This is a genomic window from Frigoribacterium faeni, assembly GCF_011761235.1.
GTDB classification, from domain to species: Bacteria; Actinomycetota; Actinomycetes; order Actinomycetales; family Microbacteriaceae; genus Frigoribacterium; species Frigoribacterium faeni_A.
Map to the genome: position 1 here is coordinate 1,102,329 of NZ_JAAOYW010000001.1, position 21,713 is coordinate 1,124,041.

Sequence of the window (21,713 nt, forward strand, 5' to 3'; positions counted from 1 at the left end):
CTCGCCCCTGGAGGCACTCTCGGCCAGGTGTCCCCCGGCCGCCGGCCGCGCCCACCGGCCCCGCACGGACCCGGTCGTCGGCCCCGCCGCTCAGCGGGCGAGCAGCGCCCGCGCGGTGCCCTCGTCGAGGATCAGGTCGGTCGCGAGCCCCGCGGCCAGGGCGCCGCGCACCCCGGCGACCTTCGCCTCGCCGGCGACCACGCAGACCCTTCGCGGCGCACGGCGGATCGTCTCGAGGTCGGGCCCGGTGCCCCGGGCGTTCATCGCGATGTCGGCCGACGAGCCGTCCTCGCGGTAGAAGACGGTCGCCACGTCGCCGACGACCCCGTCGCGGTCGAGGCTCACCTGGTCGCTCTTCTCGAGGTAGCCGCCCGACCACACGTGGCTGGGCACCCGGGCGTCGCGCGAGCCGACGCCGAACACGACGAGGTCCATCGACGACTGCAGCTCGAGCACGCGCTTGGTGCTGCTCTCGCGCCACAGCGCCCGCTTCGTCGCCGGGTCGTCGAAGAACGCCGGCACGGGGAACTGCTGCACCGCGGCCGAGTAGGCGGCCCCGAACCGCCGCAGGATCTCGCTCGCGTACTCGATGCCCGTGGTGCGCGTGTTGGCGGCGCCGTTGAGCTGCACGACGACCGAGTTGTGCGTCGCCCGGGGCACGAGCGACCGGCTGACGGCGCTCAGGGTCGCGCCCCACGCCACGCCGATCACCATGTTCGAGTCGACGTAGGGCGTGATGGTGCGCGCCGCCGAGAGCGCCACGCGCTCGAGCCGGTCGACGTCGCTGATCTGGTCGGGCACCGGCACGACGTGCGCGACGACGCCGAAGCGGTCGTGCAGGGCGGCCGCCGACCGCGTCGCCTGGTCGAGGGGCGACTTGATCTGGATCTCGACGAGGCCCGTCTCGCGGGCGGCCTTGAGGAGGCGGGACACCGACGATCGGGACGTGTTCAGCTCGGAGGCGATCGCCTCCATCGTCAGGTCCTGCATGTAGTACAGGTGCGCCGCCCGCAGGGCGTCGTGGGTCTTCTCGGACGTCGTCGTCTCGGCCATCCGGCACCTCCGTGCACATCTGTGCAGATACGTTGCACCCTCGTCGGGAGGGGTCGATCATGGATGTTACCGGCCCGAGCACCCGGCGCACCTCCCCACCGCTCGTCGAAACGCAACGGGAAAGAAGCTCCACTGTGACCGAGTCGAAGAAGACAGGGACGATGCGCGCCAACGTGTCACGCATCGCCGACCGCCCCCACGCCCAGGTGCTGATCGTCGGAGGGGGCATCAACGGCATCGCCACGTTCCGCGACCTCGCCCTCCAGGGCGTCGACGTCGTCCTGGTCGAGCGCGCCGACTACGCCTCGGGCGCCTCCGCGGCCTCGTCGCACATGATCCACGGCGGCATCCGCTACCTCGAGAACGGCGAGTTCCGCCTCGTCCGCGAGAGCGTGGAGGAGCGCAACGGCCTCCTCAAGATCGCCCCCCACTACGTCAAGCCGCTGCAGACGACGATGCCGATCTTCTCGACGTTCTCGGGCATCCTCAACGCCCCGCTGCGCATGCTCACGCACAAGCAGCGCAGCACGAAGGAGCGCGGCGCGCTGCTCATCAAGGTCGGCATGACCATGTACGACTCGTTCTCGCGCGACGGCGGCTCGGTGCCCCGGCACCGGTTCCTCGGCCGCAAGGCCGCGTTGGCCGAGATGCCCCGCCTGAACAAGGACCTCAAGTACACCGGCACCTACTACGACGCATCGGTGCACGAGCCCGAGCGCCTCGCGCTCGACGTGCTCAAGGACGGCCTCGCCGCCGGCGACAACGCCCGCAGCGCGAACTACCTCGAGGCCGCCGGCACCGCCGACGGCGGCGTGGTGCTGCGCGACGTCGTCTCGGGCGCCGAGTTCACCGTCACGGCCGACGTCGTGGTCAACGCCTCCGGCCCCTGGACCGACCTCACGAACGCGGCGCTCGGCACCGAGTCGCAGTACATGGGCGGCACCAAGGGCTCGCACATCGTCGTCGACAGCCCCGAGCTGCTCGAGGCGACCAACGGCCGTGAGATTTTCTTCGAGAACGACGACGGACGCATCGTGCTCATCTACCCGCTGAAGGGCCGCGTGCTGATCGGCACGACCGACCTCGAGGCGGACATGAGCGAGCCCGCGATCTGCACCGAGGAGGAGGTGGACTACTTCTTCGACCTGGTGAAGCACGTCTACCCCGACATCGAGATCACGCGCGACCACATCGTGTACCGCTACTCGGGCGTGCGCCCGCTGCCGAAGCACGACGACCTCGCCGCCGGCTTCGTGTCGCGCGACTACCGCATCGTCGAGACCGAGATCGCCGAGCTGCCCACGACGAAGGTGCTGAGCCTCGTCGGCGGCAAGTGGACGACGTTCCGCGCCCTCTCCGCGCACCTCTCGACCGAGGCGACCACCCGCCTCGGCGTGACGCGCACGGTCGACACCGCGGGCATGCCCATCGGCGGCGGCAAGGACTTCCCGACCACCGACGCGGCCCGCACCACCTGGGTCGCGGCGCACGCCGACGGCCTGAGCAGCGAGCACGTCGACCGCCTGCTGACGCGCTACGGCACCCGTGCCGCCAGCGTCATCGAGGTGCTGCTCGACCAGCCCTCCGAGCCGCTCGCGAGCGACCCGGGCCTGACGACGGCCGAGATCGCCTACTTCGCCGAGCACGAGGACGCGGTGCACCTCGCCGACGTCGTGCTGCGCCGCACGAACCTCGCGTTCGTGGGCGGGGTGACGATCGAGCTGCTGAGCGAGATCGCCGACGTGCTCGCCTCGTCGCTCGGCTGGACCGCCGACGAGCGCGAGGCCGAGATCGAGGCGACCCTCGACGTGCTGCGCACGTCGCACGGCGTCGAGGTCTCGTCGCAGCACGTGCCGAGCGGCACGCCCGCCGTGGGGACCCCCGCCGCGTAGGAGGCGCCTCCCGGCCCTCCCGCCCGCGTCGCGTCCCCGAGGGGGCCCGTCGCACGACCGCACCGGACCCGCCCGCCCCGCCAGGGGCAGGGCGGGTCTCGTGCGTCCGCGGGCGCGCCTGCCCGCGTCGCCCGGCACCTGCATTCCAGAACATCACTTCCAGTGTTCCACGTACTTCATCAGGAACAGTCCGTTATCGTGGTCGATCACCCGTGCCTCCCCCCAGACCACGACGAACGGAGCCGCCCTTGCCCGTCCCCACCCCCGCGTCCCCGCCGCCCACCGAACGCCGGCTGCTGCGCGACACCGTCCGTGCGCGCATCCGCGAGGCGATCCTCGACGGCACCCTCGAGCCCGGCGAGCGGCTGCACGACGACGAGCTCGTGGCCTGGCTGCAGGTGTCCCGCACGCCGATCCGCGAGGCGCTGAGCGACCTCGTCCGGGCCGGGCTGGTCGAGATGGCCCCGAACCGCTGGACGCGGGTGGCGACCCCCGACCCGAGCCAGGCCGTCGAGGCCGTGCAGACGCTCGGCGTGCTGTTCGGCGGGGCGGTGCGCCTCGCCGTCCCGCGCCTCCCCGCCCTCGTCGTCCGGCAGGTCACGACGGCGATCGACACCTGCGTCGACGACGTCGCCCGCGAGGACGGCCCCGCGCTGAACGAGCACGCCATCGCGCTGTTCGACACGTACGTCGAGCACTGCGGCAACATCGCCCTGCAGCGGGTCTGCCGCGACGTCACCGACGGGCTGGCCTACGCCCTGCGCGTGCCCGACATCGTGCAGCTGCTCGCCTGGGACGACATGGCCGACTCGCTCACGGCCCTGCGCGCCGCGACCCTCGACCGCGACCCGATCGGCGCCGAGCTCGCGGCCGAGGCCCTGCACCAGCTGCCGGGCGCCCGCCCGGCCTCCTCCGAGGCGGGGGCCGCGTCGGCGGACGAGGCGACCGACCCGATCAGGGCGACCGGCTCGACCAGGGCGACACGCGCCTCCTGAGCCCGGCCGTGCCCTAGACGGTCGTGGCGTCGTCGACCTCGCCGACCAGCTCCTCGATGATGTCCTCGAGGAAGAGAACGCCGGTCGTCTCGCCCATCACCGACACCGCGCGGGCGACGTGCGCCCCGCTGCGGCGCATCGACGCCAGGGCGTCCTCGAGGTCGGCGTCGTGCGGCACGGCGCCCAGCCGACGCACCCGCTTCGCCGGCACCGGCGCGTCGAGCGCCTCGGCCGACGTGAGGTCGAGCACGTCCTTGAGGTGCAGGTAGCCGGTCGGCTGCCCGTCGCCGTCGGTCAGCACGTACCGCGAGTAGCCGTGCTCGGCGACGGCGAGCTGCACGTCGCGCGGGGTCGCCCCCGGCGCGAGGCGCACCATCTCGTCGACGGGCACCTCGACGTCGCGCACCTTGCGGGTCGTGAACTCGAACGCGGCCGAGAGGGTGCCCGAGGCGTCGCTGAGCACGCCCTCGCGCGTCGACTGCTGCACGATCGTGGCGACCTCGTCGAGCGTGTACGTGCTCGTCGCCTCGTCCTTCGGCTCGACCCTGAAGAGCCGCAGCACCGCGTTCGCGATGCCGTTGAGCGACCAGATGACGGGCTTGAACACGGTGGCCACGAACACCAGCGGAGGCGCGAGCAGCAGCGCCGCCCGGTCCGGGACCGAGAACGACAGGTTCTTCGGGATCATCTCGCCGACGACCACGTGCAGGAACGTCACGAGCACGAGCGCGATCACGAACGCGACGACGCCGATGGCCTCGGGCGAGAGGGGCGTCGCGGCCAGCGGGATCTCGAGCAGGTGGTGGATCGCCGGCTCGGACACGTTCAGGATGACCAGCGAGCAGACGGTGATGCCGAGCTGGCTCGTCGCGAGCATCAGCGTCGCGTGCTCCATCGCCCACAGCGTCGTCTTCGCGGCCTTGCTGCCGGCCTCGGCCCGCGGCTCGATCTGCGACCGACGGGCCGAGATGACGGCGAACTCGGCGCCGACGAAGAAGCCGTTGACGACCAGCAGCACGATCAGCCACAGGATCCCGGGCAGGTACTCGTTCATCGGTCCAGGTCCTCTCGCAGGGCGGCCACGACCCGGTCGTGGTCGGTGGGGGCCGTCGCGGCGGCAGGGCCGTCGACCGCCGCACGGTCGGCGGCTGCGGCTGCGGCAGGGGCGGAGGCGGCGGCAGGGGCGCCGGAGGCGGTCGGCAGCTCGGCCGCGGACGGCACGAACCGCAGGCGCTCGAGCCGCTGCCCGACCACGCGCTCGACGCGCAGCGTGCCGCCGCCGACCTCGACCTCGTCGCCCACCTCGGGCAGGCGGTCGAGCTGCTCGGTGACGAAGCCCGCGACGGTCTCGTAGTCGCCGTCGTCGGGCACGCGGACCGCGGCGCGGTCCCACAGCTCGTCGGGGCGGAGCGACGCGTCGAACACGACGGTGCCCGACGAGCGGACGATGCCGGCACGCGCCCGGTCGTGCTCGTCCTCGAGCTCGCCGACCAGCTCCTCGACGAGGTCCTCGAGGGTGACCAGCCCGGCGGTGCCGCCGAACTCGTCGGCGACGACCGCGATCTGGAACCCCTCGCGGCGCAGCAGTCCGAGCAGCGTGTCGACGCCCATCGACTCGGGCACGAACCGCGCGTCGGAGGCGAGGTCGCGGGCGGAGGCCGCGGCCCGGCGCTCGGGAGCCAGCGCGAAGGCCTGCTTGACGTGCACGACGCCGACGATGTCGTCGCTGTCGTCGCCGATCACGGGGAACCGCGAGAAGCCGCTCGCGAGGGCCGTCTCGACGACGTCCGCCGCGCTGTCGGTGGCCCGGACCGTCGTCATCCGCACGCGGGGCGTCATGACGTCGACGGCCGCGTGCTCGGAGAACCTCAGGGTGCGTCCCAGCAGGGTCGCGTGGTCGGCGTCCAGCATGCCCTCGAGCGCGGACCGGCGCACCAGCGAGCTGAGCTCCTCGGCCGACCGGGAGCCGGACAGCTCCTCCTTCGGCTCGATGCCCATCCGGCGGATGGCCGCGTTCGCCGTGCCGTTGAACGCCACGATGACCGGCTTGAACACGGTCGTGAAGACCGTCATGAACGGCACCACGGCCTTGGCGGTCGCCAGCGGCAGGGCCAGCGCGAAGTTCTTCGGCACGAGCTCGCCGATCACCATCGAGAAGAGGGTGGCGATCACGATGCCCGTCACGGCGCCCACCACGGGCACGACCGCGGCCGGCACGCCGAGGTCCTGCAGCGGCGACGAGAGCAGCGAGCTGATCGCGGGCTCGAAGGTGTAGCCGGTGAGCAGCGTCGTCAGGGTGATGCCGAGCTGGGCCCCCGAGAGGTGCGTCGAGGTGATGCGGAGCGCCGAGATCGTCGGCGCGAGGCGCTTCTCGCCGCGGGCCTGTCGGGCCTCGAGGTCGCCGCGGTCGAGGTTCACGAGCGCGAACTCGGACGCGACGAAGAAGCCGGTGCCGACGGTCAGGACCAGACCGACGGCGAGCATGGCCCACTCGTTCATCGAGCCCCTCCTCGCTGGTCGACGACGCACGGGGGCGTCGGGGCGCGGAGGGGCACGGGCATGTGAGAGGGAGGGTCGTCCATGCGGCGAGGATAAGGAGGCGAGCCGCACCTTGGCTGGGAACGTGCAGGCCGTGCACGCGCCCCGACCCGTGCCCGCTCCGTGCCCGTTCCCCTAGGCGCGGACCAACAGCTCGCCCACCTCGCAGTCGAGGGCGTCGCAGATCGCCACGAGGGTGCTGAACCGGATCGCCCTGGCCCGGTCGTTCTTGAGCACCGAGAGGTTGACGACGCTGACGCCGACGAGCTCGCTCAGCCGCGCCAGGGTCAGGCCCCGCTCGGCGAGCAGCTCGTCGAGGCGGCAGTGCACCCCGCCCGGGTCGTCGCCCCCGGACTCGGACGCGTCTCGCGCCACCGGTCAGACCAGCCCGTCGGTGTCGCGCTGCAGGCGCTCGCCGACCTCGAAGGCGGCCGCCACCAGCGCGAGGCCCAGGCCGACGAGCCAGGGGGTCGGGCTGAACGTCGCGGCGACGGGGAAGACGTCGAGGCGGCCCAGCTGGTCGACGACGGAGAAGGCCCCGGCCGCCCCGACGGCCTGGCTCGCGGCCCCGCCGACCAGCAGGGCCAGGGCGGCGCCGGCGACGGACCAGGTGGCCGCCCGCCGGAACGGGCGGCCGACGAGCAGCGCCCGCCCCAGCATCGCCGCGCACAGGGCGACGGCCACGTGCGTCAGGGCCCCGAGGAGGTGCGCGAGGGCGAGGACCAGGACGGTGCCCGAGCCGAGCCCCGCGACGGAGACGACGGCCGTCGGGAACCGGGCCGCCTCGACGACGGCGCCGCCGCCTCCTGCGCCCTCGACGCCGGGGACGGCGGCGGCGCCGTCCGCGGTGAGGAGCTCGACGGTCGTCGTGCTCGCGCCCAGCCGGGCCACGAGGTCGACGACGCCGACGCCGAGGGCGACGGCTGCGTAGGCGAGGGCGAGCACCGTCACGGCGAGGACGGCGCCTCGTTCGAGGCGGGCGGCCCGGTCGGGTCGGTCAGGTCGGGCTGATCGGTCGGCCCGGGCAGGCGCGCGGTCGGGCTCGGAGCGGGAGGCGGCCATGGTGGCTCCTATCGATGATCGATATGCACGAGCCTCGACCATATCGATGATCGACATGCTCCGCAACGGTGGCCGTCGGCGGGAGCCTCTACGCTGGGAGCCGATCGATCGGAGACACCACGGTGACTGACATGAGCCTCCGGCTGCCGACCCGGCGCTTCCGCGCCGTCTTCGCGCTGGGCCCGCGCCACGCGGCGACCCTGCCGCTGCCGACCTCGCTCGGCAAACCCAACCTCTTCGGCGAGTGGGACGACGAGACCGAGCTCACCAGCCTCTACGTCGGCTTCGGCACCGGTCAGGTGCACCTCGACGCCCTCGACGGCGGCGGGGCCGAGCACCACTTCCACGACGCCGCGGGCGACGACACCGACACGAGCCCGTGGGGCCCCGGCGACACCGCCCAGGTCGTGGCCTGGTCGACCGCCCTGCTCACCGACGTGCAGGCGCTGATGCCGGGCCTCGTCGACGACGTCGACGACGCCGCCGCGTGGCACGACTCGGGCTTCGACCTCTGGGTGTGCGAGGTCGAGGAGCCCACGCACCTCGACCTGGTCGAGGTCGACATCGAGGGCGAGCTGCTGACCCTGCCCTGGCTCGGCGCCGGGCACGTCGAGCACGACCACGTCGAGGAGGCGCCCGACGACGAGCGCGAGCACCCGATCGCGCTGCTCTGGGCGGCCGACGAGCTGCGCACGCCCGACCGCCCGATCGCCGAGGCGTGGCTGCGGCCGGGCACCGAGCAGACCGTCACGCGAGCGCTGCCCGGCGTCGACTGGACCGCGGTCGGCATGCCCGCCGACGAGGTGCTCTCGTGGCTCGAGGGCATCTACCTGAACCACCACGTGCTGCCCGACCCGGCCGGCACGATCCTCACGGGCGTGCTCGAGCGCCTGGGCGGCATCGACGGGATCGACTAGCCCGACCCGGGCCCGGACGCCCGGGCTCGGACCAGCTCGCCCGGGCGGCCCGACTCAGACCAGGTCGCCCGATTCGGACAGCGACGGCTCCTCGGGGCCGGTGAGCTGGAAGTCGTGCACCTCTCGGTGCCGCACCTCCGCCTCCTCCTCGTCGGAGGGGCCTGCGCCGCGGAAGTCGTCGAGCGCCTGCTGCGACACCCACCGCTCGGCCACGTTGACGCGGCTCGGGTCGACGATGTCGGGCGAGAGCGCGTAGTCGAGGCAGCCGGGCGCGTCGCGGCCGGCCTCGACGAGGCTGACGGAGGAGGCGAGGTAGTCGTCGCGCAGTTCGGGGTCGACGAGCAGGTGTCCGGTCACGATGATCATGGCTGCGAGTCAACACCGCACGACCGACGCCCGCGGGGTGTCCCTCGTCGTTCAGGAGCCCGCGTCCTGATCCGTGCTCCCGGGGGGACGCCGAGTCCTGAGTCGTGCACGACTCAGGACCGGCGGCGCCCGTGTTCCTGCATGGTGCGAGCTCCGTCGACGGCGGGTGTTCCGGGCCGAGGGCGGGTCGGCGGCGACCCGCCCTCGGCCCGGAAGACCCGCCCTCGGCGCCAGCGCGCGCGGCACGAGCCGCGCCGCGCGCGCAGCACGAGGGCCCCACGACGGTGCGTCGTGGGGCCCTCGTGAGGCGTGGTGCGGGTCGCGACTAGCGGCGAGCCGTGCGGCCGCCGCGCACCTTGAGGTAGATGACGAGGACGATGATCGCCCCGATGATCGAGCCGATGATGCCCGACGTCTGGAAGAAGCCGTCGGGGTTGCGGCCGGGGAACAGCAGGTAGCCGAGGAACCCGCCGACGAACGAGCCGATGACGCCCAGGAGGATCGTCATGGGGATCGAGATGTCCTGCTTGCCGGGCACGACCAGGCGGGCGACGGCGCCGGCGATGAGGCCGATCACGACGAGGCTGACGATGAGACCGATCATGGTGTTCTCCTTGCTGTTCCGTGCCCCAGCGGCACGTGGGAACGGCCGGGTCGGCCGCGACCCCAGGCAACCACTCGGGGCCGGTCGGCGTCACATCTCGGTCGTCAGCTGCGCCACCACTCGTCGACCGGGCTCGCCGGCACGCGCCGCTTGTGCTCGGTCGCGAGGTAGCGCGCCTCGATCAGCTCGGCGATCGCGTCGTCGACGTCGTGGCCCTCGAGGTAGTCGTCGATGTCGGCGTAGGTGAGGCCGAGGTTGGCCTCGTCGGTCTGGCCGGGGGTCTCGTCGAGCAGGTCGGCGGTCGGCGCCTTCTCGTACAGCCGGGCCGGGGCGCCGAGGTGGGCGAGCAGCGCCTTGCCCTGGCGCTTGCTGAGGCCGGTCAGCGGCACGAGGTCGACGCCACCGTCGCCGTACTTGGTGAAGAAGCCCGTGAGCGCCTCGGCGGCGTGGTCGGTGCCGACGACGAGCATGCCGCGCTCGCCCGCGATCGCGTACTGCGCGACCATGCGGGTGCGGGCCTTGACGTTGCCCTTGGCGAAGTCGCTGAGGGGGGCGCCGGTGGCCTCGAGGACGTCCTGGGCGGTGCCGTCGACGCCGTGCTGGATGTTGACGGTCAGCCCCTCGGCGCCGTCGATGAAGCGCAGGGCGAGCTGTGCGTCGTCCTCGTCGGCCTGCACCTTGTACGGCATGCGCACGGTGACGAGCTCGGCCGACCCGCCGTCGCGGCGGACGCCCTCGACCGCGAGCTGGCAGAGCCGCCCGGCGAGCGTGCTGTCCTGGCCGCCGCTGATGGCGAGCACGAACCCGGCGGCACCGGTGGTCTCGAGGTAGTCGCGGAGGAACGCGACCCGGCCCTCGACCTCGGCGGCCGGGTCGATCTCGGGACGGACGGCGAGCTCGGAGATGATGGTGGCCTGCAGCGCTCTCATGCGACGACTCTAGCCACGTGCCGTGCCCGGGGCACCTGCCGCCGCGACCTCGCCCGAGGTCGTGCGCCCGACTACTTCGACGTCGACAGAGCGGCGAACGCGGCGACGGTCAGCACGAGGCCGACGAGGGTGATCGCGCTGACGAGTCCGATGAAGAATTCGGCCATGGGTGGCTCCTGCCGGTCGAGGTGACGTGTCGGTCCATCCTCTCAGACGCCTCCTGGACGTGGCTCCCCGTCGCCGCGCGCCTCCGCGCCCCCGTCAGCCCCGGGCGCCGGCCGACCGGCCACCGCGAGCACCGTCGCGATGGTGCGCGGGTGGGCCAGCACGCGGAAGTGCCCGCCCGTCGGCAGCTGCACGTTGTCGGCGCCGACGAGCACGCTGCTCTCGGGGATGTGCGGGTCGAACTCGCCGTAGATCGACGTGATGCGCGCGTTGACGGCCTCGTCGCGCGAGAGCAGCAGGGTCGTCGCGTCCCGCGGCGAGAACGCCCGCAGGCTGGGCAGCAGCAGCCAGGGCGCCCAGCGCGAGCCGCTGAACGGCGTGCAGACGGCGACCATCCGGTCGACCCGGCGGGTGTCGTCGAGCAGGGCCATCAGGTACTTGCCGATCAGCCCGCCCTTGCTGTGCGCGACGACGACGACGTCGTGCAGGTCGTGCTCGACGACGTAGGCGGCCACGTCGCGGGCCGTCGCCTCGACCGGTCGCCCGTTGCGGCCGAGCGAGTCGAGCACGTGCACGGGGTGCCCCTCGTCGTGCACCCGGGCGATGAGGGGGCGCAGGAACGCCCACGTCTCCCAGATGCCGGGCAGCACCAGCACGGGTCGCCCGTCGCCCGACAGGTAGTCGTCGGCCCCGCGCGGCGAGACGACGGCCCGCAGCTGCCACCACGCGGCGAAGGCGTAGTCCTGCAGCCACCACGCGCCGTGGCGCAGCAGGCGGCGGAGCGGGCGGCGAGGGGGCCGAGGAGGCGCGGGGAGGTCGTGCGACATGGTCCCTGCAGGGTAGGGGGCCGGGTCGCGGCTGTCCGCGAGCGGTGCCGGGGAGGTGCGACGCGCCTCCTGCGTGTGAGGATGTGGCCGATGGACGAGCGCGACGAGACCGGGGCGGCACCGCCGGCGTTCCGTCGCGCCGTGCACGGCGACGACCTCGACGGGGCCCGCGACCTCTACGAGGCGCAGTACCCGGGCGAGGGCTTCCGGCTCGAGCGGCTCGACCACCCGTTCGAGTACCGCTACGCGGCCGTCGGCGACGACGACGTCTCGCTGCGCACCTCCGAGTTCCGCGGGTCGGCGCGCGGCACGGCCGACGCCGTGCCCGAGTACGTCGTCTCGTGGCTCGTCGAGGGCCGGGGCGTGGTCGACGTCGGCCGGGACGAGGTGGCGCTGCAGCCGCTCGTGCCCCGCGTCGCGCCGACCCGCGCGTACGCCTTCGACTTCGCCGACTACCGGCAGCGGCTCGTGCACGTCAGCGCGGCCCACCTCGAGCGGCTGGCCGTCGAGCGCGGCGACGTCGCCGCGGGGCCCGTGCAGTTCTTCCACGCCGCTCCCCTCGCCGAGACGGCGCTGCGGCGGTGGCGGACGGTCGTGTCCGAGACGACGCCCGTGCTGCTCGACCTGGCCGCGACCCCGCTCGAGCGGTCCGAGGCGGGGCGGCGGCTGGCCCTGGCCGTGCTCGACGCGTTCCCGCACGAGACCGGCCAGGCCGCCCCCGCGGTGCTCGCCGCCGGGTCGCGGCGCCTGGCCCGCGCCGTCGAGTACCTGCACGCGCACGCCCACGAGCCGATCGGCGTGACGGAGGTCGCCGCGGCCGCCGACCTGAGCGTCCGGGGGCTGCAGGTGGCCCTGCAGCGCACCTTCGACCTGAGCCCGACCGAGCTGCTGCGGCAGATCCGGCTCGACCGGGTCCGGGCCGATCTCGAGGCGGCGACGCCCGAGACGACGACGGTGTCGGCGGTCGCCCGGCACTGGGGCTTCAGCCACCTCGGGCGCTTCTCGGCGGTGTACCGCGACCGCTTCGGCGAGCAGCCGAGCGCGACGCTGCGGGGCTGACGCAGCGCTGCCGCCGGCCGGGCCGCCGGTCGGGGCCGCCTGCCAGGGGCGCGCCGAGCGGGCGGGCGAGGCCGAGTGGTGGCAACGTGGCAGGGTGACCGACTACGCCGAGACCCCAGACACCACCCGACCCGGACGCGGACGGACGGGCACCGTCGACGACGCGTCGCACGCGACCCAGCCGGGCGGACGCGACCTCATGGGCCCCGTCGAGAACCTGACCCGCATCATGTGGACCGGCACGCTCTGGTTCGCCGCCGCCGTGGTGGCCGTCGCGCTCGCCCTCGGCGCCGTGCTCGTGTCCGGCTGGCGACCGGACGTGCTGTCGACGCCGGTCGAGACGCTCTTCTGGGTCGGCGCCTCCGTCGTCGCCCTCAGCCTGGGCCTGATCGGCTGGTCGGGCTGCCCGATCCTCGAGGTGAGCGTGCCCGTCGCCGACCGCAACAAGACCCGCACCATGCAGCTCGGCACGCTGAGCTTCCTGGTGGGGTCGGCCGCGGCGATGCTCGCGGTGCTGCTCGGGCCGGCCGCCTAGGCGCCGCGCGCGGGGAGGCGCCCGCGCAGAGGTGCTCAGGCAGAGGTGCTCGCGCGGACGCCTCGGCGGGCCCGGTCGTTGCGGCCGAGGCTCGCAGCCGGATAGCATCGGCCTGCGATCGAATCGATTCGATCGGCACCGCTCCCCCACCAGAGAGACCGATCGATGACGACGTCCCCCCGGACCGGCCAGCCCGCCGCACCCGACCACGAGACGCGACGCGCCCGCCTCGCCGTCGCCCTGCTGTTCTTGACGAACGGCGCCCTGATCTCGAACCTGCTGCCGCGCTACCCCGCCATCAAGGACGCCCTCGACCTGTCGAACGCGACCTTCGGACTGGCCGTCGCGGCCGGCCCCGTCGGTGCGATCGTCGCCGGGCTCGCGGCCAGCTGGCTGATCCGCCGGTTCCGCTCGTCGCGCGTCGCTGTGGTCGGAACGGTCGTGGCCGCCGCCGTCGTGCTGCTCGCCGGGGTCTCGCCGGTCGGCGCCCTCTTCGCGGCCGCCCTCTTCGTCGTGGGAGCGCTCGACGCCATCGTCGACGTGGCGCAGAACTCGCACGGCCTGCGCGTCCAGCGGCGGTACGGCCGGTCGATCCTCAACTCGTTCCACGCCATCTGGAGCGTCGGCGCCGTCGTCGGCGGCTTGATGGGCGGCGCCGCCGCCGGCCTGGGCGTGCCGCTCGGCGTGCACCTCGCGGTCTCGGGCGTCCTCTTCGCCGTCGTCGCGATCGTCTCCTACCGCCTGATGCTGCGCGGCCCCGAACCCGTCGCAGAGCTCGAGGAGGCGCCCGGCACGCCCGCCGAGGGGGTCGCGTCGTCGTCCCCGTCCGCCCCGGTGCCGGTGGCGGGCGTCGACGACCGGACCGACGCCTCCTCGGGGCCCGACCGGGCCGAGGCCGGGGCCAGCGTGCGTCGCGGAGCGGTGCGGCTGGGCACGTGGGGCGTGCTGCTGGCGCTCGTGCTCATCGCGGCGTCGGGCACCGTCGTCGAGGACGCGGGCAACACCTGGGCCGCGCTCTACCTCTCGGGGTCGCTCGGGGCCGGCGTCACCGTGGCCGCCCTCGGCTTCGTGGCGCTGCAGAGCGCCCAGTTCGTCGGACGGATCCTCGGCGACGGCCTCGTCGACCGCTTCGGCCAGCGCGCCGTCGCGCGGGTCGGCGGGGCGCTGGTGTTCGTCGGGATGGGACTGGCGCTCGCGTTCCCGACGATCGCGGGCACGATCGCCGGCTTCGCCCTGGCCGGCTTCGGCGTCGCGACGCTCATCCCCGCGGCCATGCACGCCGCGGACTCGCTGCCGGGGTTCCGTCCCGGCACCGGCCTGACGCTCGTCAGCTGGCTGATGCGGCTCGGGTTCCTCGCCGCGCCTCCGCTGATCGGAGCGGTCGCCGACGTGAGCTCGCTGCGGGTCGGGCTGCTGCTCATCCCCGCGGTGGGGCTCGTGGTGCTCGCGCTGTCGGGGGTGCTCGCGGGTCGCAAGCGGTAGCAGCGCGGGCTGTCCGGCGGGCGGGTCGCCGCTTCGACCCGTCCGTCGCCGTCCGCGCGACCGCTCAGCGGCAAATGCCGACCAACGGGGCCCGGAACGCGCCGCCGCAAATGCCGACCAACGGGGCCCGACAGGCGCTGCAACCGTCGGAAAAGCACGTATTGCACGCACACCGGTCGGCATTTGCCACGAGCAAGCGCCCCGCCCCGACCCATCCCGCCGCGCGGGCTGCACATGCCGACCGATGCGCCCCCGTAGGCGCTTCAACTCTCGGAAAAGTAGGTATTGCACGCGCAACGGTCGGCATTTGCGGAACCGACGTCGTGGCACGGGCGGCACACCGAGGAGGCGCGGGGCGGCGCGCCGAGGAGGCGCGGGTCGGCACGCCGAGGAGGCGCGGCTCAGCGACCGGGCGCGCTCGCGACCCGGGCCAGCTCGCCGTGCACGAGCGACGCCAGCTCGGCGAACGGGCGGGTCTCGCCCTCGGCGATCCAGAGGCCGAAGGCGACCCCGAACACGGTGAGGCACGACTGGCCGGCGAGCGACGCCGCGGGCTCGGGCACCCCGCGGTCGGCGAACGCCGCCGCGACGTCGCGCGCCAGGCCGGCGAGCTTGAGCAGCTCGCGCTCCTGCAGCGCGGGGTGGGCGTCGATGACGGCCTGACGGCGACGCGACCACGCACGACGGTCGTCGGGGAAGAACTCGCCGGCGCCGCGCAGGGCCGCCGAGACCAGGTCGGCCGGGGACGCGTCCTCGGGGGCGGCGTCGACCCCTGCCGTGAAGCGCTCGGCCAGCACGTGCTGCCCCTCGAAGAGCACCTCGCGCTTGTCGGTGAAGTGGCGGAAGAACGTGCGCTCGGTGACGCCCGCCGCGGCGGCGATGCCGGAGGCGGTCGTCTCGTCGAACCCCTGGCTCACGAAGAGCTGGAGGGCGGCGGCCTGCAGCCGTTCCCTCGTGCCGGGTTCCCATCGAGCCATGGGGCGAGCCTAGCGGCGCACCCCGGGGATGACAGCGACTGTCATCAGGTGTAGCGTGACGACCAGGCTACGTCAGCCGCTGACATCACAGGAGGCGCCCGAGGCGCCCCGGTCAGGACACAGGAGGAGAACACCATGCGCGTCTTCGTCACCGGAGCATCCGGCTGGATCGGCTCGGCAGCCGTCGACGAGCTGCTGGCCGACGGCCACCAGGTCGTCGGCCTCGCCCGCTCGGACTCGTCCGCGGCGTCGCTCGAGCACCGCGGCGCCGTCGTGCGACGCGGCGACCTCGACGACCTCGACGGCCTCCGGGCCGCGGCCGCCGACTCCGACGCCGTGCTGCACCTCGCCAACAAGCACGACTGGTCGGACATGGCCGCCTCGAACCGGGCCGAGCGCCGTGCCGTCGAGACGATGCTCGGCGAGCTCGCGGGCTCCGACCGCCCGTTCCTGCTCGCGTCGGGGCTCGCCGGGCTCGCCCAGGGCCGCCGCTCCACCGAGGACGACCGCTCGCCGCACAGCGGCCCGGACGCGCCCCGCGGCGGCACCGAGGCGCTCGCCCTCGAGCACGCCGACCAGGGCGTGCGCACCGTGAGCCTGCGCTTCTCCCCCACCGTCCACGGCACGGGCGACCAGGGCTTCGTCGCCCTGCTCGCCGCCGTGGCCCGCGAGCGCGGCGTCTCGGCCTGGATCGGCGACGGGTCGGCACGCTGGCCCGCCGTGCACCGGTCCGACGCCGCCCGGCTCGTCGCGGACGCCCTGGGCGCCGCCACCCCCGGGCTCGTGCTCCACGCCGCGGCCGAGGAGGGGGTCCCGACCCGGGCGATCGCCGAGGCGCTCGGCGAGGCCCTCGGCCTGCCCTCGACGTCGGTGGCGCCCGCCGACGCCGGCGAGCACTTCGGGTGGATCGGCGGCTTCTTCGGCCTCGACATGCCGGCGGGGTCGGAGGCGACGCGCCGCCTCCTCGGCTGGTCGCCCACCGGACCGACGCTGCTCGACGACATCGCCGGGGGCGCGTACACGACGGCGTGAGCGGCGCGGGCGTCGGCCGGTCCGCCCTGGCCGGCCGGCGCCTCCTGCGATCTCCGCCGGGGCCGTGGCGGCCATCGTCGTCCGCAGAGCGAACGGGGGACGAGACCCGACGGCAAACCACAGGGAGGCGCGGGTACGAACGAGAGGAGAGGCCGCAGGCGCGGCCGAGGAAGGCAGGAACCATGACCGAGATCACCGCCCACCACGGGCTCTTCAAGGACACGAACCTCCACGTCGACGACACCGGCGGATCGGGCCGCACCGTCGTGCTCATCCACGGCTGGCCGCTCTCCGGCGAGTCGTGGAGCAAGCAGGTGCCCGCGTTCGTCGAGGCCGGCTACCGCGTCGTCACCTACGACCGCCGTGGCTTCGGTCGCAGCGACAAGCCGAAGACCGGCTACGACTACGACCACCTCACCGAAGATCTGCACACCGTCCTCACCGAGCTCGACCTGCAGGACGTCACGCTCGTCGGCTTCTCGATGGGCGGCGGCGAGGTCGCGCGCTACTTCACGAAGTACGGCACCGAGCGCCTGCACAGCGTCGTCTTCGCGTCGGCCGTGCCCCCGTACCTCATGAAGACCGACGACAACCCGGACGGCCCCCTCACGAAGGAGGCGGCGGCCGACATGACCGCGGGCCTCACCAAGGACGAGGACGCGTTCTACGACGAGTTCACCACCGGCTTCTTCTCGGTCGACGGCGACCTCAAGGTGTCGGAGGCGGACCGCCAGGACGCGCTGCGCCTCGCGAAGCAGGCGAACAAGGCCGCGGCCCTCGAGGCCATGGCGTCGTTCGCGAACACCGACTTCCGCGACGACCTGACCAAGGTCACCGTGCCCACGCTCGTCATCCACGGCGACGGCGACGCCACCGTGCCCTTCGAGGGCTCGGGCGCCCGCACCCACGCGGCGATCCCCGGCTCGCAGCTGCACGTGATCGCCGGTGCCCCGCACGGCGCGAACGTCAGCGACGCCGACGAGTTCAACCGCGTGGTGCTGGAGTTCCTCGCGCGCTAGTCCGCCCCGTCACGACGCCCCCCGGGCCCGTGCCGCACCTCCGACCGGACGGTGCCGCGCGGGCCGGGGGGCGTCGTGCGTGGCGTCGCCGGCTAGAACTCGACGGGCGGGCGGTCCATCGTCGCGACGCCCGACGAGATGCCGATGATGACGGCGATCGCGCCGCCGAGCACGCTGAGCCCGAGGAACAGCCACAGCGGGGCGGCGCTCCCGCCCACGCGACGCCGCACCACCACCGAGCGCCCGATCAGGTAGATCAGCACGCCGAGGATCGACCAGGCCCAGTGGAACGGCCGCTCGACCCCGCGCTGCCGCAGGGTGCGACGGTCGAGCCACGAGAGCACGACGAGCGCGACGCCCACGACGACGCTGACGACGAGCGACAGGGTGAAGTCGCCGCCCGTCACGCCCGTGCTGCCGGGGGCGACCAGCTCGACGGACCGCCGGATCTCGATCGCCGAGAAGACGGCGGTCACGATCGGCGACAGGGCGAGGGCGAGCACGTACGGCGTCGCGGTGAGCTGCTGGCCCGGGACGGGCGGTCGCGGCTCCGCCGCCGGAGCTGAGGAGGCGGTGGTCGCGTCACCGACGGATCGGTCGTCTCGCTGCGGATCGGTCACGGTGTCCCCCTCGTGGTCGTCGCCGGCTCGGGACGTGCCCGGGCCGGTCGCCCGCACGTCGGCGTGCCGGGCTCGTCCACCCACCCTAGGGGCGCCTCCTCGGCCGCTGCGAGGGAGGGCGGAGCGGGCGGGACGTCAGCGCTGCGGGAGACGCCGGCCGTCGGTGTCGAGGTGGTCGCGCCAGGAGCGCGTCGGGGTCCAGCCGAGCAGGCGTCGCGCCTTCGCGGTCGAGATGCCCGAGGCGTCGACGCGGTCGAGCTCGCGCAGCTCGACCTGGTCGCCGTGGTGCGCGCGCAGCGTGGCCGCGAAGTCGTGGCCGCCGGCGTTGTCCGCCGCGGCGACGTAGAACACCTCGTGGCCGGGCAGGTCCGACTCGGCCGCGAGCAGCAGCGCGTCGGCCAGGTCGTCGGAGTCGACGTAGCTGCCGAAGTTCGCGCTGGTGGGCGACGCCTCGCGCACCTGCGGGCCGAGGTTCTCCTCGTAGTTGCCGTCGTCGTGCACCGTGCTGGGACGGATGGAGATGGCACGGAGGTCCGACCTGCGGACCGCCGCGTCCATCAGCTGCTCGCCGAAGGCCTTGGAGAGGGCGTACGGGTCCTGCGGGTGCAGCGGGTGCTCCTCGTCGACCGGGACGTAGTCGGGCAGGAACGGCCGCTCCGGGAAGAAGTTGCCGACGATGCTCTCGCTCGACACGTTGACGAAGCGCGGCACGCCGAACCGGACCGCCGCCTCCACCAGGTTGAAGGTCGACATGAGGTTCGTCTGGAACACGACGTGCGCGGGGTTGCCGGTGGGCTGCGGGATGGCCGCGACGTGGACGACGGCGTCCGCGCCCGCGACGACCGCGAAGGCGGAGCCCGCGTCGGTCAGGTCGGCCATCTGGTAGCGGCCCGGCACGACCTCGCCCGCGTCGAAGACGGGACGCACCAGGTCCACGCCGAGCACGTCGTGGCCCGCCTCGACGAACCGCCGGACGGCGGCCCGGCCGACCTTGCCGCGCGACCCCGTGATGACGACCTTCATGGTGGTTCCCCTCGACGAGCGGCCGCGCCGACGCCGGCCGAGGTGCCGGGTCGTCCGCTGAGCCGACGTGCGCGACGCTACCCCGTGGCGCGTGCGGCGGGCGGGGCCGGGCGCCTCGCCTCAGCGCGCGAGGTCGCCCGCGGCGTCGAGGTCGTCGCGGTTCCGGTCGACGTAGGCCGACATGCCCGGCACGGTGTAGGCGATGCGGCCGTGCTCGGGTGCGTAGACGAGGCCCTTGCCGATGAGCGCCGCCCGGTAGGGGCCGAGGCTGCTCGGCAGGAGGCTCATCCTCCGGGCGACGTCGATCGTGGCGGACGACGCGTCGCCGTCCGCGGCCATCGCGAGTAGCAGGCGCCGCTCGGACCGCGTGGCCCGCTCCCATCGCGACCGGAAGAAACCCGCGTCGAGCTGTTCAGTCCCGAACTGGACCGCCGCCAGGGCGTCGGCGTCCGTGATGACGCGGCCCGCCGCGAGGTTCCACGCGGTCTGGCCGAACTCCTGGATGAAGTACGGATAGCCGCCCGTGGCGTCGAGCAGGCGCTCGAGCGCCTCGGGCTCGTACTCGGCACCGAGCCGTTCCGCGGGCTCACGGAGCGCGTCGGCGGCGTCCGCCCGGGCGAGCTTGCCGAGAGGGCGGTAGTTGAACAGCCGCTCGGCGTACGACCGCGTCTCCGTCAGCACCCGAGGAAGATCGGGCAGACCCGCCGCGACGACGTAGAAGGGCCAGTCGCGCTGGTTGGCGACGTGCTGTGCCGCGATGAGCGCCCCCATGGTCTCGGCGTCGAGATCCTGCATCTCGTCGACGAAGACGCAGAACGCACGCCGCTTCTCGCCCAGGGCGGACGCCACGTCCTCGACGAGCTCGAGCAGGTCGACCTCGACGTCGCCGGAGTCGGCTCGACCCGCGTTGACGCCGATGCCCAGCTCGATGCTCGTCGCTCCGATCTTCGCGTTGAAGGAGGAGATCGTGCCCAGGGCGTCGCGCAGCCGCCCGGTGAGCGTCGTCCTCGTGAGCTTGCGGGCAGCGACCACGAGTTCCCGGGCCAGTGCACGCCGGACCGTCGTCGCTCCGCGCTCGTCTCGCCGGGCCTCCAGCCGCACGGTGAGCCAGCCGGCCGCTTCCGCCCGTGCGTGCATCTCGTTGAGCAAGACCGTCTTGCCGACGCCACGGAGCCCCGTCAGGACGATCCCCCGATCGCCCATCCCGTGCTCCACACGGCGTGCCAAGGTCTCGAAGGCCTGCAGCTCGGCACCTCGGCCGACGAGCTGCGGCGGTCGACGACCCGAACCGGGACTGTAGGGGTTCTCCTCCGGAAGCATGTAGTGAAAGATAGACGAAGATTGAATAAATCCAATCCTGGGCTAGATGTCGCTACATGTCGGCCTCGCGAGGGCTCGAATCCCCTGGCCTCAGCGGGCGAGGGTGTCGCGGGGGTACTCGCCGAAGCGGGCGGCGTACGCCGCCGAGAAGCGGCCGAGGTTGCCGAAGCCCCAGCGTCGCGCGACCTCCGAGACGAGGGTCGTGCCCGGCTCGCCGGCGAGGAGGTCGAGCCTGGCCCGGTCGAGGCGCACGGTGCGGACGTAGTTGGTCGGGCTCGAGCCGAGGTGCTCGCTCATCTGCAGCTGCAGGGTGCGGGGGTGCATGTCGGCCGCGGCGGCGATGTCGCGCGACGTGATGGCCTGGTCGACGTAGGCGTGCACGTACTCGGCCGCCAGCCGCAGCCGGCGGGTGCGCTCGGTCCGCAGCTCGGGCGGCACGTCGACGGCGCGCCACGGGAACAGGTCGAGCAGGGCCTCGACCAGCTCGGTCTGGGCCTCGAGGCGCTCCGCGGCCGGCGTCGTCGGGCTGACGATCCGGGGCGTCACCGCGTCGAGGGTCGTCCGCCACGCGGCGAGCGCGTCGTCGCCGGGCACGGCGGCGTAGTCGAAGACGATCCGCTGCGGGCCGGCTCCGTGGCGACGGGCCGCGACCCCCTCGAGGAACTCGGCGTCGATCTGCACGATGCTGTGGCGGTGCGGCGTCATCGAGAACGAGTACGACGTCTCGGTCGGCGTGAGGAACGGCCGCCCGGCGACGCTGCGCAGCTGGCCGTGCGGGTACTCGATGGTGCACGACCCCATCGGGAACCACGACACCGAGTAGTCGCGCGACCACGGGATGACGCCCTGCAGGTGGCCGAGGAACGTGCCCGTCTGCAGGCTCAGCCGGCGGTCGCCCGCGGTGGCGAAGCGGAACGAGAACTCGTCGGCCCCGCGCCGCGCACGGAAGTGGCGACCGTCGAGAGCGGCCTCGAGCTGCGCCCGCGCCTCCTCCATGTCGTTGCCCGACCACGCGTCGCGCGAGAAGGCGTCGAGCGCCGGGGCGGAGTCGGCCTCGGCCGCGCCGTCCACCTCGACGGCAGCGCCCGTGGCAGCCTCGGCGTCGGGGGTCTCGACGGCGACGGCGGCCTCGACGGCGGCGGCGTGTGCGTCGGTGCGGATGTCGGTGTTCGTCATGGTGCTCTCCTGGCCTTCCTCGTTCCCTGCACGGCGCGCTGGTGAGACGCAGCCGCACAGATCAGACGGCGCGAGGGCGTCGATCGTCACGGACCGCAGGGCACGAGTTCGCCGTCAAGGAT

Annotated in this window: 22 protein-coding genes; 8 read left to right on the forward strand and 14 right to left on the reverse strand. The window is 73.6% G+C overall.

Going from position 1 to position 21,713, the window contains the following annotated elements; genetic code table 11:
• Positions 1-90 precede the first annotated feature (90 nt).
• On the reverse strand, positions 91-1,053 hold the full coding sequence (locus tag FHR78_RS05085) for a sugar-binding transcriptional regulator (protein ID WP_166759356.1): 963 nt from the start codon (positions 1,051-1,053) through the stop codon (positions 91-93).
• 134 nt (positions 1,054-1,187) lie between these two features.
• On the opposite strand from FHR78_RS05085, the gene FHR78_RS05090 reads away from it, so the two are divergent.
• Positions 1,188-2,945, forward strand: coding sequence for a glycerol-3-phosphate dehydrogenase/oxidase (locus tag FHR78_RS05090; RefSeq protein WP_166759357.1), 1,758 nt, complete (start codon positions 1,188-1,190; stop codon positions 2,943-2,945).
• Between the two features lie 248 nt (positions 2,946-3,193).
• On the forward strand, positions 3,194-3,940 hold the full coding sequence (locus tag FHR78_RS05095) for a GntR family transcriptional regulator (protein ID WP_166759358.1): 747 nt from the start codon (positions 3,194-3,196) through the stop codon (positions 3,938-3,940).
• 13 nt (positions 3,941-3,953) lie between these two features.
• On the opposite strand, the gene FHR78_RS05100 is transcribed toward FHR78_RS05095, so the two are convergent.
• From FHR78_RS05100 to FHR78_RS05115, 4 genes are all read right to left on the reverse strand, one after another.
• Entirely contained in the window at positions 3,954-4,994 is a 1,041-nt protein-coding gene (locus FHR78_RS05100; RefSeq protein WP_166759359.1) for a hemolysin family protein, read from the reverse strand.
• On the reverse strand, positions 4,991-6,439 hold the full coding sequence (locus tag FHR78_RS05105; RefSeq protein ID WP_166759360.1) for a hemolysin family protein: 1,449 nt from the start codon (positions 6,437-6,439) through the stop codon (positions 4,991-4,993). Before FHR78_RS05105 ends, FHR78_RS05100 begins: the two co-directional genes overlap by 4 nt.
• Positions 6,440-6,613: 174 nt before the next feature.
• The gene (locus tag FHR78_RS05110; protein ID WP_166759361.1) at positions 6,614-6,853 is read right to left on the reverse strand and encodes a helix-turn-helix domain-containing protein; all 240 of its coding nucleotides are present in this window, start codon (positions 6,851-6,853) and stop codon (positions 6,614-6,616) included.
• 3 nt (positions 6,854-6,856) lie between these two features.
• A complete protein-coding gene (locus tag FHR78_RS05115) occupies positions 6,857-7,540 on the reverse strand; it encodes a hypothetical protein (protein WP_166759362.1) in 684 nt (227 codons plus the stop codon).
• A 122-nt stretch (positions 7,541-7,662) separates the two neighbouring features.
• Between FHR78_RS05115 and FHR78_RS05120 the strand changes: the two genes are divergently transcribed.
• Entirely contained in the window at positions 7,663-8,457 is a 795-nt protein-coding gene (locus tag FHR78_RS05120) for a hypothetical protein (RefSeq protein WP_166759363.1), read from the forward strand.
• Between the two features lie 54 nt (positions 8,458-8,511).
• On the opposite strand, the gene FHR78_RS05125 is transcribed toward FHR78_RS05120, so the two are convergent.
• The 4 genes from FHR78_RS05125 to FHR78_RS05140 all read right to left on the reverse strand — a co-directional run bounded on the left by FHR78_RS05125 (position 8,512) and on the right by FHR78_RS05140 (position 11,348).
• Complete coding sequence (locus tag FHR78_RS05125; RefSeq protein WP_166759364.1) at positions 8,512-8,823, reverse strand: putative quinol monooxygenase; 312 nt, start codon at positions 8,821-8,823, stop codon at positions 8,512-8,514.
• A gap of 325 nt (positions 8,824-9,148) precedes the next feature.
• The gene (locus FHR78_RS05130; RefSeq protein WP_166759365.1) at positions 9,149-9,427 is read right to left on the reverse strand and encodes a GlsB/YeaQ/YmgE family stress response membrane protein; all 279 of its coding nucleotides are present in this window, start codon (positions 9,425-9,427) and stop codon (positions 9,149-9,151) included.
• A gap of 104 nt (positions 9,428-9,531) precedes the next feature.
• Positions 9,532-10,356 carry an ammonia-dependent NAD(+) synthetase gene (gene nadE, locus FHR78_RS05135; RefSeq protein ID WP_166759366.1) on the reverse strand — a complete coding sequence of 275 codons (825 nt, stop codon included), beginning with the start codon at positions 10,354-10,356 and terminating at the stop codon, positions 9,532-9,534.
• A gap of 209 nt (positions 10,357-10,565) precedes the next feature.
• Complete coding sequence (locus FHR78_RS05140) at positions 10,566-11,348, reverse strand: esterase/lipase family protein (protein WP_243862009.1); 783 nt, start codon at positions 11,346-11,348, stop codon at positions 10,566-10,568.
• 90 nt (positions 11,349-11,438) lie between these two features.
• On the opposite strand from FHR78_RS05140, the gene FHR78_RS05145 reads away from it, so the two are divergent.
• The 3 genes from FHR78_RS05145 (at position 11,439) to FHR78_RS05155 (ending at position 14,424) form a co-directional block, all read left to right on the forward strand.
• Complete coding sequence (locus FHR78_RS05145; RefSeq protein ID WP_166759367.1) at positions 11,439-12,407, forward strand: helix-turn-helix transcriptional regulator; 969 nt, start codon at positions 11,439-11,441, stop codon at positions 12,405-12,407.
• A 94-nt stretch (positions 12,408-12,501) separates the two neighbouring features.
• Positions 12,502-12,942 carry a hypothetical protein gene (locus tag FHR78_RS05150; RefSeq protein WP_166759368.1) on the forward strand — a complete coding sequence of 147 codons (441 nt, stop codon included), beginning with the start codon at positions 12,502-12,504 and terminating at the stop codon, positions 12,940-12,942.
• A 165-nt stretch (positions 12,943-13,107) separates the two neighbouring features.
• Positions 13,108-14,424: an MFS transporter gene (locus tag FHR78_RS05155; RefSeq protein WP_166759369.1), complete on the forward strand. Its 1,317-nt coding sequence runs from the start codon at positions 13,108-13,110 to the stop codon at positions 14,422-14,424.
• Between the two features lie 401 nt (positions 14,425-14,825).
• Here the strand turns inward: FHR78_RS05155 and FHR78_RS05160 are convergent, their stop codons facing one another.
• Positions 14,826-15,401, reverse strand: a complete 576-nt coding sequence (locus tag FHR78_RS05160) for a TetR family transcriptional regulator (protein WP_166759370.1) — start codon at positions 15,399-15,401, stop codon at positions 14,826-14,828.
• Between the two features lie 135 nt (positions 15,402-15,536).
• Between FHR78_RS05160 and FHR78_RS05165 the strand changes: the two genes are divergently transcribed.
• Positions 15,537-16,433 (forward strand): SDR family oxidoreductase, encoded by an 897-nt coding sequence (locus tag FHR78_RS05165; protein WP_166759371.1) that lies wholly within the window; start codon positions 15,537-15,539, stop codon positions 16,431-16,433.
• 182 nt (positions 16,434-16,615) lie between these two features.
• Complete coding sequence (locus tag FHR78_RS05170; protein WP_166759372.1) at positions 16,616-17,452, forward strand: alpha/beta fold hydrolase; 837 nt, start codon at positions 16,616-16,618, stop codon at positions 17,450-17,452.
• A gap of 92 nt (positions 17,453-17,544) precedes the next feature.
• On the opposite strand, the gene FHR78_RS05175 is transcribed toward FHR78_RS05170, so the two are convergent.
• The 4 genes from FHR78_RS05175 to FHR78_RS05190 all read right to left on the reverse strand — a co-directional run bounded on the left by FHR78_RS05175 (position 17,545) and on the right by FHR78_RS05190 (position 21,591).
• Positions 17,545-18,072 carry a hypothetical protein gene (locus FHR78_RS05175; protein WP_166759373.1) on the reverse strand — a complete coding sequence of 176 codons (528 nt, stop codon included), beginning with the start codon at positions 18,070-18,072 and terminating at the stop codon, positions 17,545-17,547.
• 135 nt (positions 18,073-18,207) lie between these two features.
• Positions 18,208-19,095, reverse strand: a complete 888-nt coding sequence (locus FHR78_RS05180) for an NAD-dependent epimerase/dehydratase family protein (protein ID WP_166759374.1) — start codon at positions 19,093-19,095, stop codon at positions 18,208-18,210.
• Between the two features lie 120 nt (positions 19,096-19,215).
• Entirely contained in the window at positions 19,216-20,415 is a 1,200-nt protein-coding gene (locus FHR78_RS05185; RefSeq protein WP_166759375.1) for an ATP-binding protein, read from the reverse strand.
• A 90-nt stretch (positions 20,416-20,505) separates the two neighbouring features.
• A complete protein-coding gene (locus FHR78_RS05190; RefSeq protein ID WP_166759376.1) occupies positions 20,506-21,591 on the reverse strand; it encodes an AraC family transcriptional regulator in 1,086 nt (361 codons plus the stop codon).
• Between the last annotated feature and the right edge of the window lie 122 nt (positions 21,592-21,713).